The organism is Aurantimonas marianensis, from assembly GCF_024195285.1.
Taxonomy (GTDB): domain Bacteria; phylum Pseudomonadota; class Alphaproteobacteria; order Rhizobiales; family Rhizobiaceae; genus Aurantimonas; species Aurantimonas marianensis.
In genome coordinates this window covers 1-13,131 of record NZ_JALHBS010000055.1, presented here as the reverse complement: position 1 = coordinate 13,131, position 13,131 = coordinate 1, and the positions used below count along the sequence as shown (strand labels likewise).

General features: G+C 62.2%; 13 protein-coding genes. 5 read left to right on the top strand and 8 right to left on the bottom strand.

Annotated features, from left to right (window positions below):
- Positions 1-58 precede the first annotated feature (58 nt).
- From MJ956_RS10225 to MJ956_RS10205, 5 genes are all read right to left on the bottom strand, one after another.
- Positions 59-1,588: a malonate--CoA ligase gene (locus MJ956_RS10225; RefSeq protein WP_253964367.1), complete on the bottom strand. Its 1,530-nt coding sequence runs from the start codon at positions 1,586-1,588 to the stop codon at positions 59-61.
- Entirely contained in the window at positions 1,585-2,943 is a 1,359-nt protein-coding gene (locus MJ956_RS10220; RefSeq protein ID WP_253964366.1) for a malonyl-CoA decarboxylase domain-containing protein, read from the bottom strand. Before MJ956_RS10220 ends, MJ956_RS10225 begins: the two co-directional genes overlap by 4 nt.
- On the bottom strand, positions 2,940-4,268 hold the full coding sequence (locus MJ956_RS10215) for a TRAP transporter large permease (RefSeq protein WP_253964365.1): 1,329 nt from the start codon (positions 4,266-4,268) through the stop codon (positions 2,940-2,942). Before MJ956_RS10215 ends, MJ956_RS10220 begins: the two co-directional genes overlap by 4 nt.
- Positions 4,265-4,810: a TRAP transporter small permease subunit gene (locus MJ956_RS10210; protein ID WP_253964364.1), complete on the bottom strand. Its 546-nt coding sequence runs from the start codon at positions 4,808-4,810 to the stop codon at positions 4,265-4,267. Before MJ956_RS10210 ends, MJ956_RS10215 begins: the two co-directional genes overlap by 4 nt.
- Before the next feature lie 78 nt (positions 4,811-4,888).
- Entirely contained in the window at positions 4,889-5,878 is a 990-nt protein-coding gene (locus MJ956_RS10205; RefSeq protein ID WP_253964363.1) for a TRAP transporter substrate-binding protein, read from the bottom strand.
- A gap of 119 nt (positions 5,879-5,997) precedes the next feature.
- Here MJ956_RS10205 and MJ956_RS10200 point away from each other — a divergent pair, with 119 nt between their 5' ends.
- Entirely contained in the window at positions 5,998-6,690 is a 693-nt protein-coding gene (locus MJ956_RS10200; RefSeq protein ID WP_253964362.1) for a GntR family transcriptional regulator, read from the top strand.
- 160 nt (positions 6,691-6,850) lie between these two features.
- Here MJ956_RS10200 and MJ956_RS10195 read toward each other — a convergent pair whose 3' ends face one another.
- From MJ956_RS10195 to MJ956_RS10185, 3 genes are all read right to left on the bottom strand, one after another.
- Positions 6,851-7,495, bottom strand: coding sequence for a hypothetical protein (locus MJ956_RS10195; RefSeq protein WP_253964361.1), 645 nt, complete (start codon positions 7,493-7,495; stop codon positions 6,851-6,853).
- A gap of 144 nt (positions 7,496-7,639) precedes the next feature.
- Positions 7,640-7,789 carry an ABC transporter gene (locus MJ956_RS10190; RefSeq protein WP_253964360.1) on the bottom strand — a complete coding sequence of 50 codons (150 nt, stop codon included), beginning with the start codon at positions 7,787-7,789 and terminating at the stop codon, positions 7,640-7,642.
- A 378-nt stretch (positions 7,790-8,167) separates the two neighbouring features.
- Positions 8,168-8,761, bottom strand: coding sequence for a hypothetical protein (locus MJ956_RS10185; RefSeq protein ID WP_253964359.1), 594 nt, complete (start codon positions 8,759-8,761; stop codon positions 8,168-8,170).
- 443 nt (positions 8,762-9,204) lie between these two features.
- Between MJ956_RS10185 and pncA the strand changes: the two genes are divergently transcribed.
- From pncA to MJ956_RS10165, 4 genes are all read left to right on the top strand, one after another.
- Positions 9,205-9,858 (top strand): bifunctional nicotinamidase/pyrazinamidase, encoded by a 654-nt coding sequence (gene pncA / locus MJ956_RS10180; RefSeq protein WP_253964358.1) that lies wholly within the window; start codon positions 9,205-9,207, stop codon positions 9,856-9,858.
- Positions 9,859-10,017: 159 nt separating this feature from the next.
- Entirely contained in the window at positions 10,018-10,470 is a 453-nt protein-coding gene (msrB, locus tag MJ956_RS10175) for a peptide-methionine (R)-S-oxide reductase MsrB (RefSeq protein WP_253964357.1), read from the top strand.
- Positions 10,471-10,719: 249 nt separating this feature from the next.
- Entirely contained in the window at positions 10,720-11,694 is a 975-nt protein-coding gene (locus MJ956_RS10170; protein WP_253964356.1) for a hypothetical protein, read from the top strand.
- Positions 11,695-12,074: 380 nt separating this feature from the next.
- On the top strand, positions 12,075-13,131 hold a 1,057-nt coding region (locus MJ956_RS10165), incomplete at its 3' end, for a hypothetical protein (protein WP_253964355.1).

Below are 13,131 nucleotides of genomic sequence, written 5' to 3'. Positions count from 1 at the left end.
CCACCGTCCTAAGAGCTTGCGGTCCACTCGTCTACCGCATGACGACGTCTCGTCCGGTTCAGGCGTCAGACAACAAGGTGGCGAAGCGATCGCGCAGAACGTTCTTCTGGACCTTGCCCATGGTATTGCGGGGTAATTCGTCGACGAACACGATCCGCTTCGGCTGTTTGAAGCGGGCGAGCCGCTCTTTCAGCGCCCCCGTCAGTTCCTCTTCCTTCAGATCCGGCGCGCCGACCACGACACCGATGACGCCTTCGCCGAAGTCGGGATGCGGCACACCGATCACCGCGCTTTCGACGACGCCCGGCAGTTCGTCCAGCGCAAGCTCGACCTCCTTGGGATAGATGTTGAATCCGCCTGAGATCACCAGATCCTTGCCGCGTCCGACGATGGTCACGTAGCCGTCGGCATCGATCAGGCCGAGGTCGCCGGTGATGAAGAACCCGTCGTCGCGAAATTCCGCGGCGGTTTTTTCCGGCATCTGCCAATAGCCAGCAAAGACATTCGGACCCTTGACCTCGATCACGCCGATCTCGCCCTGTGGGAGTGGCTCGCCGGTGTCGGCATCGACGATTCTCAAGGCGACGCCGGGCAGCGGGAAGCCGACGGTGCCAGCCCGCCGTTCGCCCTCATACGGGTTCGATGTCGACATGTTGGTTTCGGTCATGCCGTAGCGCTCGAGAATGCGCATGCCGGTGCGCTCCTCGAAGGCCTTGTGGGTCTCGGCAAGCAGCGGGGCCGAGCCGGAGGTGAACAGCCGCATGTGGGCCGTGGCCTCGCGTGTCAGACGCTTGTCGGCGAGAAGCCGCGTGTAGAAGGTCGGAACCCCCATCATCGCGGTCGCATCCGGCAGGAAGCGGAACACCTCATCGACGTCGAATTTCGGCAGGAAGATCATTGCGCCGCCGGCGATCATCGCGGTGTTTGATGCGACGAACAGCCCGTGGGTGTGGAAGATCGGCAGCGCGTGGAGAAGCACGTCCTTGTCGGTGAACCGCCAGTATTCCCGCAGCACTTCGGCGTTGGAGAGGAGATTGTCCTGGGTCAACATGGCGCCCTTGGAGCGCCCCGTGGTCCCGGATGTGTAGAGGATCGCCGCCAGGTCGCCGGACTCGCGAGCGACCGTTGAAAACTCCGGCGGAGCCGCAAGCGCCTTGTCGCTCAAGCTTCCGGCGCTGATGTCGGGCGAGGACCAGACGCCGAGGGTCTCGATCGCCGCGCGCGCCTGTTCCGCGACGGGGGCGAGGACGTTACGTTTGGCCGGATCGCAGACGAAAACGCGTGGCCCGGCGTCGGTGAGGAAGTATTCGATCTCGGCCGGCGTGTACGCGGTGTTGAGCGGCAGAAAGACGCCGCCCGCGCGTACGGTCCCGAGATAGAGCATCAGCGCCTCGATCGATTTCTCGACCTGAACCGCCACACGGTCGCCCGGTTGGACACCCAGGTCGACGAGAGCGTTGGCGAATCGCGCCGATACCGCCTCGACGTCCTGGTAGCTGTAGCTCCGCCCGTCGGGGAGGATAGCGAAACGGCGCGCGGGATCACGCCGTCCAACTGCGAGGAGACCGTCGAAGAGCGGATTGGTCATGCTACGTCCTTCATCGAATGGCTGCCGACCCGCCCCGGCAAGAGCGCTGTGACGGCCCGGCTGGCCGCGATCTCGCCATCCGCCGCGTAGGCTTCGTGACGCTGCTCGATGCGCGGCAGATCATAGAGATAGTTCACCATCAGCCCATGCGCCTGTGCGAGGCCGCTCGATGAGGTGTCGCCGAGATGCATGATGCGGTTGAGAACGGCGCCGTTGCCGAGATGGAACCGCGCGACCGGGTCGACCGGTCGGCCATCGCCGCGCTTGGCGCGCAGGTAATAACGCGCGCCGAGCGAGAGGAGGCCGGGCCGCGCCGCCTCGGCCTTGGCCGGGTCCGCCGACCAGCCGGCTTCGCCGATGACCGCCAGCGCTCGCTTCTCGTTGGCTTCCAGGCTTCCAACGGCGTCGGCCGAGAGCCCGGAAAGCCAGGATGCGAAGCCCGGCGCCGGTGACAGAGTGACGAAGGTCTTCAGGTTCGGGACGGTCTCCTTGAGGTCCTCGGCCACCTGCTTGATCAGGAACGAGCCGAATGAAACCCCCGCGAGTCCCTTGTGACAATTGGAAATCGAATAGAAGACGGCCGTCTGCGCCGCGTCCGGTGACAAGACGGCCCGATCGGGATCGAGCACCGTGGCTATACTGGCTGGAATGTCCTCGGTCAGGGCGACTTCGACGAAGATCAGCGGGTCATCCGGAATCGAGGGGTGAAAGAAGCCGAAGCAGCGTCGGTCGGCCGGGGCGAGACGCTGGCGCAGTTCATCCCAGTTGCCGATGGCATGCACGGCCTCGTAGCGGATGATTTTCTCCAAGACGCTGGCGGGCGTGTCCCAGTCGATCGGCTTCAGCATCAGGAAGCCGCGGTTGAACCAGGACTGGAAGAGATGGCGGAGATCGGCGTCGACGGCCCCGAGCCGCTCCCTGTCGCTCCTCAGAAAGGGCAATAGCCGCTCGCGGAGCTTGACTAGCTCGGCCGTTCCGCCCGGCGCCAGATTCAGCCGGCGGAACAATTCCTGCCGGGGCGCTTCGGCCAGCCGCTGAAGCTCCACCAGCGTATCGGGGCCCGGGTTATCGGCATAGGCGCTCGCGGCGCCGCGCAATGCCTCCGCGTCGGGTGTGAATTCCTCGGCGAGCATGTGAAAGAAGCGCTTGGCTGCCTTGTCGTCGAGGCCGCGGACGCCCTTGAGAACGTCGGCAGCAAGCCGAACGCCCGTCGCCTCGCCACGGGAGGAGACCAGCTTGTGACAAAGCGCCGCGAGTTCCGGCAGGCTGATTGCCTTGCCGCCATCCTCGCCATGGAACCAGGACCGCGCTCCGATCGAGCCGAGCAGGTCGGAGAGGAGGGAAACCCGACTCACAATTCCGGCCCCATGATCAGGTCCGGCAGGAACAGGGCAATCTGAGGGAAGAATGACAGCGTAACGATGCCGAGAATCATGCAAATGACATAGGGCAGGGAGCCCCGCAGGATCTGGCCGAGCGTGATGTCCGGGGCGATGCCGTTGATGACGTAGAGGTTCAGGCCGACCGGCGGGGTGATTAGCCCGATCTCCATATTGATGGTCAGGATCACGGCGAACCAGTAAGGGTCGAATCCCGCGCCCATGATGATCGGCAGCAGGATCGGCGCGGTCATCAAAATGACGCCGACCGGCGGCAGAAAGAAACCGGCGACGAGCAGAAAGACGTTGATGACCCCCATCAGCGCCCAGCGGTTGATTTCGAGTTCCGCGATGTACTGGGCGATGGACTGGGTGATGAAAAGCGAGGAAAGCGCAAAGGCGAAGAGCTCGGACGCGCCGATGATCAGCATGATCATCACGCTCTCCTTGAGCGTGTCGCGGAAGATCGTCCGCATCTGCGAGAATTTCCAGGACTTGGAGAAGATGCCGTAGATCACCACGACGAGGATCAGGCAGAACAGCGCGCCGACGCCGGCCGCTTCGGACGGGGTGGCGACACCACCATAGAGCACGAACAGGACCGCGACGATAATCGCCAGGAAGGGCAGCACCCGCGGCAACGCCTCGAAACGCTCGCGCATCGAAAAACGCTGGGTGAGTTCGGACAGGCCAAGCCCCTGGCGCTTGCAGGCGATGATCGTCCAGATCATGAAATAGACCGTCAGCATGAACCCCGGGAGCAGCCCGGCCAGGAACAGCCGTCCGATCGAGGTTTCGGTCGCGATACCGTAGACGATCATCGTCACCGATGGCGGAATCAGAATGCCGAGAGTGCCACCGGCCGCAATCGAGCCGGCCGCGATCTCGGCGGGGTAGCCGCGTTGGCGCATCTCCGGAATGCCCATCTTGCCGATGGCGGCGCAGGTCGCGGGCGAAGAGCCGGACAAAGCGGCGAAGATCGAGCAGGCACCCAAATTCGACAAGACGAGTCCGCCCGGCACGCGATTGAGCCAGCGGTCGAGCGCCTCGTAGAGATCCTTGCCGGCCGGCGAGGAGGCGACGGCTGCCCCCATGAGGATGAACATCGGAATCGACACGAGGCTGAACGACGACAGCGCGCCGAAGAATTGTTCGCCGAGGGTCTCGAGGAAGAAGGCCCCATAGACTGCGAACAGCGCGCCCATTGAGACCAGCCCCAGCGCGAAGGCGATCGGCGTGCCGATCGCCAGCAACCCGAGCAGGGCGACGAGCATCGAGAGGCCGGCAATCATGGGGCTCATGGGCGGGTTCCCTCAGCCGTATCTGAAAACAGCGTGTTGCGGGAAGCGCCGTCTTCGGCGTCCGGCTCTACGAATAACCGCATGATTTCAGCCACATACTGCAGGGCAAGCATGATCGTGCCGACCGGCATCGGCAACAACGGCATCCAGAGAGGAACGGCCCAGACCGTCTCGCTCGTCCAGTTGTTCGACCAAGCCTCTTCGTAGTGAACCCAGCCGGCGTAGGCGAGCAGCCCCACGAACAGGAGCGAAAAGAGCGCCGCGAGGACTTCCATCGCGATCCGAAGCCGCGGCCCGGCCGCCAGCTGCAGGATATCGACATTGACGTGACCGCGTTGGATCAGAACCCATGGGGCTCCCAGAAAGGTCGCGGCGACGATGGCGTAAGTCGTGAATTCGGTTTGCCAGATCGTCGAATGGCCTAGCACATACCGCACAAAGACCATCTCGCTGACCGACAGGACAGCGGAGAGCAGGCAGAGTGCGGCAATGACGCCGAGACCGCGCGAAATCGCCGAGACGATCGCGATGATGAGTCGCATGCGCGCTCCCTCGCTGGAACCATGGAAGGTAAGTGGGCGGGCTCGGGTTCGCCGAACCCGCCCAGGATGGCGTCGGCCTTACTGGACCGCGAGCGCGTCGTCGATCAGCTTCTGGCCGTTCGGAACCTTCTCCGCGAAGTTCTTGTACGAGGTCTCCTTGGCGATCTTGAGCCAGGCGTCGTAGTTTTCCTTCGTCATCTCGGTGACCTCGACGCCGGCCTTCTTGTAGACGTCGATCAGTTCGTCATCGAGCTTCCTGGCTTCGCCCGCAAAATAGTCTTCCGCCTTCTGGCCCGCCGCGAGCAGTGCCTTCTGCTGATCTTCATTGAGGCGCTCGAAGGAGCGCTTCGACATCAAGATCGGCTCGTACATGAACCAGAGCGCGTTTTCGCCCGGCGCGGTCAGGCACTTGACGACTTCGTAGATTCGGTACGACACGAGCGACCCGGACGAGGTGTTGGCGCCGTCGAGGACGTTCTGCTGAATGCCGGTGTAGATTTCGGAGGACGGCATCGAGGCGATCGACGCGCCGGCGCCGACCAGCATTTCCTCGAAAGCAGGTCCAGCCGCCCGCAGCGTCTGACCCTTGGCGCTCTCCGGCGTGGTGATGCAGTTCTTGGAAGAGACGAAGCCGCCGGCCAGCCAGGCGTCGGAAAGCACCATCGCCCCAGCTTCGTCGATCGACTTCTTGATCTCGTCCATGAAAGGCGAATCGTTGAGCCGCGTCGCCCGCTCATGGCTGCCGACGAGCCCCGGCATCAGGGTCGCGGAGAATTCGGGATGGCGGCCCGAAGCGTAGTCGAGGGGGAAGGCGGTGATGTCGACCTGGCCCTTCGTCACAGCGCCCCACTGGTCCTTTGCCTTGAACAGCGACTCGCCAGGAAAGACCTGCATCGCAAGGCCGACATCGGCCGCGGCGATCTCCTTGCCGATCATCTGCACCATTTCGTCGCGCACGTCGCCCTTGCCGCCCGGCCACTGATGCGAGGCACGAAGGGTCACGTCCTGAGCAAGCGCTGTGCCCGTGAAGGCGAGGCCGCAGACGGCCGAAAGCAGTATCGATTTCATGGAATCCTCCCGTTGATTGGAATCACGCCTCCCAGCGCATTTCCCCAGAACACACGCGCTTGCATGCCATGTCAACCGTATTGTATACGATTTAAATGGACTTGCCGGACCATTCCCCCATGATTGCCGCGGTGTCGCTCCAGGCCGACGGCCGGCAGGCGCGGCCGAAGGCCGGGGAAATCCGCGATGCTCTCGAACAGGAAATCGTCACTGGGACGCTGAGCGCCGGTGATCGGCTGGATGAATCGGCCTTGGCGTCTCGCTTTGGTGTGTCGCGGACCCCGGTGCGCGAAGCGATCAATCAACTTGCTTCGGCCGCGCTGATCGAACAGATCCCGAATCGCGGCGCCTTTGTGCGCCAGGTCGGCCTCGCCGAGCTTGTCGAGATGTTCGAGGTGATGGCCGAACTGGAGGGAATGGCGGGTCGTCTCGCGGCGCGCCGGGCTGACGGAAAAGCGCTGGAAAGCCTCAACCTTGCCCACGCGGCCTGTGCCGCGGCGGCGCGCTCCCGCGATCCCGATGCCTATTATTACGAGAACGAACGCTTTCACCACTTGATCTACGAAGCATGCGGCAATGCGTTTCTCACTGCCGAGGCAAAGCGTCTCCATCAGCGCTTGAAGGCTTATCGCCGGCTGCAGCTGCGTGTGGCCCAGCGGACCCCGCAGTCACTTGCCGAGCATGAGCGGATTGTTGCGGCCATCGGCGCTGGTGACGGCGAGGCGGCTGAACGCGAGTTGCGAGCCCACGTCACGGTGCAGGGTGAGCGTTTCGCGGATCTGGTGGCGAGTCTGAAAGTTCCGGAACGATAGCGTTCGCGAATCAGCTTCGTCGGAACCGCTCCTGGTCACGACCGTCGGCCGCCGATCTTTGGCCCCCGGACGGTGCGAGTCCGGCACAAAAAAAACCCGGCGTTGAAGCCGGGTTTTTCGTCAGATTCACCGTGCGGACGCTCGGCCGCCGATGTTTGAATCAGGTGTTCGCTCGCTTCAGCGCGTTGATGTAGTTCTTGGGGAAGAGCAGTGGATTGACGGTCTCCAGGCCCAGATATTCGGCAATTTCATTGGTGTAGGCGCTGCAATTGTAGAGCACCGCATGCCAAACCGGACGGTTCGCCTTGAGATAACGGATCTTGGCTTCAAGACCGCGGTACTCCGCCTCCGTCAAGTCAATCCGGTAGTTCGCCGTCATATAGGCGTTTTCGCTGTCGCCGTCACTCGGTCCGGTCTCGGATGGGACGGGCAGAACATGGCCGATCGTGTAGGGAACGCTGCTCGTTGTCGCAGGAGCCAGACCCGTGATCTCGGTCATGCTCGGAATCAGGACGCCGTTGGCGTCGACTGGTACGCGGCCATTCTGATCGAGCCGGCCGAATACCGCAAAGGTATGGCCGTAGCTCAACGCCGAACGGGCGCGGAATTCGACGAAATAGGGCTTTGCTCGATGGGCAACGTCGCTATCCTCGACCGCAGGCGCGAAAGCCGCGGGAGTGACCAGCGAGGATGCCGACGTCAGGGGCGCCCCGGACGTCATCGTGTTGGATCCCGTCGAGGAACAGCCCGCAGCGGTTAGGCCAAGCAGAGCAATGACGGCGAATTTAAAAAAAGATGAAGCCATGGTCGGTCTTTCGAGAATGGAAACTCGCGCCCAGGCAGGCCGCGAAGCCGTTATGCAATCGCCGCCGTCCCACGCGCGACGCATTCTCAGCCCTGAAGGCGCTTGGGGAAAGCGCTATCCAACGCTTCCCCCAAGAGACAAGGATCAACCCTTGGTGACGTAGGTCTGCTCTTCGACGACGACCGGAGCTGCGACCGGAGCCTTGCCCTTGCCCTTGCCGATGCCTTTGCCCATGCAACCGGCGAAGGTTGCGAGAGCGAAGACCGCGACCGATGCGATGACGATTTTCTTCATGATAACTACCTATCAGTCTCTGACGGTTTTTGCCGCAGTTTAAGTTCCCGACGCTTATGCGGCCGGTGCGTCGGCAACCTGTTGTTTTTAGGCGATAGGAGCAAGTGCGGAAAAGACACAGCTGCCTTTCAACATTTCACCCGCCGTGATCCTAAAGTTAACAGAGGCTTGCACGTCTGACGCCCCTGCGCGCGGCATCCCCGCAATTCACGGCCTTCCAGCGCCATCGAAGCGTCGAGGGACGCGACCGGGCCCTATGGCCAATAAGCCTCAACCTTCGTTAAATCCTGCAACGGAGCGCGAGAATCGCGATTGCCCCAGTGCTTCAGGCCGGAACAGGGGGCGGGGAACTGGCTCTCGCACGCTTGTCCAGAGGGCTCATATAGTGGAATCGGCCGCAATCGGGCCATTGATGACAGCCTTCGCCTCGCGGATAGCGTTGATGTTCTGCTGGATGACCGCGGGTTGTTCCTGACGAAGGAACGCGCCTCCATCAGCCCCGGTAGCCAAGGCGAACTCGTCCTGAAGACGCTGCTGGGTCGTCGAGCAATTGGCGTAGGCGAGGTAAGCCGCTGCGGTCTCGTCCAGCGAATCAATCGACGCCTTGACGCTTTCGTCATAGTTGCAAAACGCGTCGGCTCGCAGTGCCTGATCGAGGGTCTCCGAAAGGGGGCCGAACTGCTGTTCGATCGCGGCTTTTCGTGTCCCGTAATCCATCAAATAGGTCTTGCGAAGTGCCAATCGGCACTGCGCGTAGACCAGTTCGCCGGGTTGGATAAGAAGGCTGCGGCAATGCGCGTCATCCTCTGGGGCCGTCAATCTCAGCGCATCGAGTTCATCGCCTCCGCTGACGCAGGCCGAGAGCGTGAACAATATCGCGACGGTCGCGGGAAGGCGCATGATGGATGTCTTTCGCTCGGCGGACCGCATTGCGGAACTGTTGGTCAATTTTGGAGTCTCGCGGCCAAGCATGGCATCGGCCCTTGTCGTGACGGCTGCCGCCCGAGAGGTCCGGGGCCGGCGATCCCGCAAAAGCTCTGTGAGGAGCAGAATTCCGGCCAAGATGTGGCGAGATCGGGCTTTTCGTGTCGCCTCGGTCTGCCCCTCGCGATTTCCTGAGAAAATGGTGCGAACGCCGGATGATTCGCGCGGCCGAGCCAAAACGCGCCCTGCGCGCCGGAAATCTTCCGTCACAGCGGATCACGTCGGTGCCGCGCCATGGTGTGCCGCAGCAATCCCGCGCAGCTTTTTCTATCGAACAGACGGGCGCCGGGTGTGCGTGTCGTCTGCGGCGGATTGGCGCGCCGCGCTGAGAGAGACTCGCGTCAAGGCGATGGGGACCGGCGAATGGGGACCCTGGCGCTGTTCGTTGGCGGGCGCTTTGCGGCGCCGCCAAATGATGCCATCTTTTGCCGATGACAACGATCGAGATAGCCCCCGCCGACGCGCTTATCGTCATCGACGTTCAGAACGATTTTTGCGCGGGCGGCGCACTTGCGGTGCCGGATGGAGACGCGGTGGTGCCACTGGTCAATCGCGTGGCCCGGCATTTCAATGTCGTGGTTTTGACCCAGGACTGGCACACACCCGGCCATGCGTCTTTCGCCTCCACCCATGGCGGTCAGCCGTTCCAGACGATCGAGCTCGCATATGGGTCGCAGGTCCTATGGCCCGATCATTGCGTCATGGGGACAAGTGGCGCTGCGTTGCATCCGGACCTCGATGTTCCCGGCGCACAGATGATCATACGAAAAGGCTTCCATCCGGCGGTCGATAGCTATTCCGCCTTTGTCGAAGCCGATCACGCCACGAGGACCGGCCTTGCCGGCTATCTCGCCGAGCGCGCCGTCAAGCGCATCTTTATCGGCGGCCTTGCGACGGACTTCTGTGTCGGTTGGACCGCTCTCGATGGGCGTGCGGCGGGGTTCGAGGTTGCCGTGATTGAGGACGCTTGCAGGGGAATCGATCTTGACGGCTCCCTCGAGCGCGCCTGGCGCGACATGACCGCCGCCGGCGTACGGCGGTGTAGCTCGCAAGATCTTGTTTTTCCGATATCCCCGCCGGGCTGATCCGCGTTCGATTCTGAAATGTAGCGTCATCGCACGCATTGACGCCGCTTCGACCGGTGCTATCCCATATTCGCGATCGCGTCGCATCGAAGTCGTTTCGACGGCAGTATAGCGGTCGAGCGAAGCGCCCGTCTGGGGACATTGGCGAAAGATATGAGAATGGATTCCAAGACCTATCCCGTCACACGAACCGACGCCGAATGGCGCGAAATTCTGACGCCCGAGCAATATGCGGTGATGCGGGGCCACGGCACAGAAAGGCCGGGGAGTTGCGCGCTGCTCAACGAGAAGCGGGCAGGGACGTTCATCTGCGTCGGGTGCGGCCAGCCGTTGTTCGTGGCCGGACGGAAATTCGAAAGTGGTACCGGCTGGCCGAGTTTCGATACCCCGGTGGAAGGCGCCGTGGAGACGACCGAAGACCGCAGCCACGGCATGGTCCGGACCGAATGCCATTGCGCCCGCTGTCGCAGCCATCTCGGCCATGTTTTTCCCGACGGCCCGCCGCCGACCGGTCTGCGCTACTGCATCAACGGCGTTGCAATGGATTTCGAGCCGGCGGGGGGCGTAGGCGCGCTATCGCGGCACCCTACACACCTGCTAATGTATAAATAATCGCAAAGCGGAGGAGCGCGGCCTGCGCTGCCGATCCTACCGCCCGCGATCATGCGCGCAGGGACTTGCAAAAGCTGACCCAGCAGTGGCCTGGCACCGAGAATGCGTGATCTCCTTCACTTTATATCATGCCGTGTTCCGTAGCGCGCGCTCTCCGCATGGCGAGAAGGGAATGGTGTATCCAGGGTTTACTAAGCGACGTAACAGATGGATATTTGCTGGTGCGGTGAAAACGTTGGGGAAAATGTGATGGCCAAGAGCGCAAAATTCTCGAAAATCAAGGGGACCAATTCGGATGATGAGTTCCAGATTGTGGATCCCGATTTCAGCTACGATGGCAAGAAGGGCGTCGACATTGCCGTCTTCCATAGTTCGTTCGATGATTTCGATTTCGCGCGGAAGGGAACCGGCAACGACAAGGTCACGGTGACAGATTCAACCGGCGGTATTTACGAGTTCAAGAAGGTCGAGACGCTTCTCTTCGACAACGGCACAGCCCAGCTGGACGATGATGTCTATTATAGCACCGCCACGGGCGCGACCACGCGCGTTGACACGCAGATCGCTGCTTCGGCACAGGACGGTGGCGAGCTGTTCGTCGGTAGTGGCAACTCGGTCAATGATTTCGTCGTGACGCAGAGCGAAAGCGTCGGAATCGAACTTGCGCTTGCCGTCAAATATCGACAGGGTCCGAGCCAGGATCCGGTATCGGTGGATGCTGATGGAACCGTCCATTTCCAGGTGAATGACGGAGTGCAGTCCACGACCAACGGTTCGTCATCAAACAACGCGAACAGGGCTGCATGGAGTTTCGATTATTCGATCGCCACCGGCCTCGACGGGGCGACGACCGATCTGTCGGACTTCACCTTCAAGCTGCTGATCGATGTCGATCCGACAGCAGGCACCGAGTTTCGTGAGTTGACAATGGTCGATCATGGAGGCGCGATTATCAACGATACGGGCTTTGTCTGGATCGACCAGGACGGTGCCCCTACAATCAGCGATGACGGCGGAAACGCCAATGTCGCCCAGAACTCGGAAAATTACGCATTCGGGTTCATCGAGGACTTCATCGACGCGGATCCGAATACGCCGGGCCAGCAGCCTTACGCTCCGGGTTTCGGCCCGGCCGAGTTCGACATAAGGCTGGAAGCATATGACAGCGGGCACAATTTGATTGCCGCAAACCAGATCGCGGTCGAGGTAATCGATTTCGTCTAGTGCCGCTGCGGCACCGAGCCAGACCGTCGTACCGCTGGCGATGATCTCGTCAGGGCACGCGGGGTGTCTGTGCCGTTTTCTCCTTCGGCCTTCCATTGATTGCCGGCGGTGAGGGCGCTTGCGAAAAAATCGCTATGGGGGATCGGTGTCGATGTCCGGCACGGTCCACAGTGATTCACGACGTCATCCTGGCGCTCCGCACGGTTTCTTCGGCGATCGGCGAAAACGCGAGGCCGGTTGCGGCCTTCCCGCAGCCAGAGCGAACAGTTTCCATGCTAATTGTTCGGTTTGCGCCGGATCGAAGACCGGACGCCTTGAATTCGTCCATGATCTGCGATCAAGAACCATGGGAAGGGGTGGCACGGTGAGGGATCGCAGCATTGTTCGTTGACGCACGTATTTGGGCGATGATTGGCGCCATGCTGCTGGCGAGCGCCCCAGTCGCGGCGCAGGATATCCCGATACCCTCGCTGCTCGACCGAAGCGTCCGCGGCCTCTTCGACGGGGGCGAATCGCGCGAGCCCGGGAGTTACGTCTCACCCTCGGCGACGGAATTGGTCCCGGACGCGCGCGATGTCGGCGCTGCGCCGCAAGGCTCGCTGCGCCGCTTCGAGCCGATCGCCCTGCCATCGTCGCTAGGGCGGCCGAGCGCACCCGCGATCACGCTTCCCGGATTGCCGGCCTATGCCCCACAGAACATGCCGAGCAAGGACGCAATCAGCCCCCGCGCAACGCTGACCCTCGAGGCGCGGCTGACGGAGGACAGCGAGGCAATCCCGAACGGCCTTGTCTGGCGGCTGTTTTCCGCGATCCCGGCGATCGACGGTAGACCGACGCTCATAGCCTCGTCGCAAAGCAGTATCGCGAATTTCGAAGTGCCGGCCGGGTCCTATATTCTGCACGTCGGGTTCGGCCGGGCCGGGCTCGTCAAGCGGATCGAGTTTTCCGGTGTCAGGACCCGGGAGACCGTCGTGCTCGGAGCGGGCGGGCTCAAACTCGAGGCGATTGCCGCCGATGGATCGGCGATCGATCCGAAGAAGCTGAAATTCGATGTGTACACCGATGCCGAGGACGATTCCGATCGCGACCTCGTGGCCAGTGACGTTCCACCCGACAAGGTGCTGCGGCTGAACGCGGATGTCTATCATGTCGTCTCCAGCTACGGCTCGGTCAATGCGTCGGTTCGTGCCGACATAAGGGTGGAACCCGGCAAACTCACGCAGGCCAGGCTGCAGCACCGGGCCGCGCTGCTGACGATGAAGCTGGTGCGCGAACAAGGTGGTGAGGCGATCGCCGACACTGCCTGGTCGATCACCACTGCCTCCGGTGACGTCGTGCGCGAGAGCGTGGGTGCCTTTCCCTCGATGGTGCTTGCGGCAGGCAACTACGTGATCGTGGCAAAGAACCGCGACAAGGTCTATCAGCGACAGTTCGAGG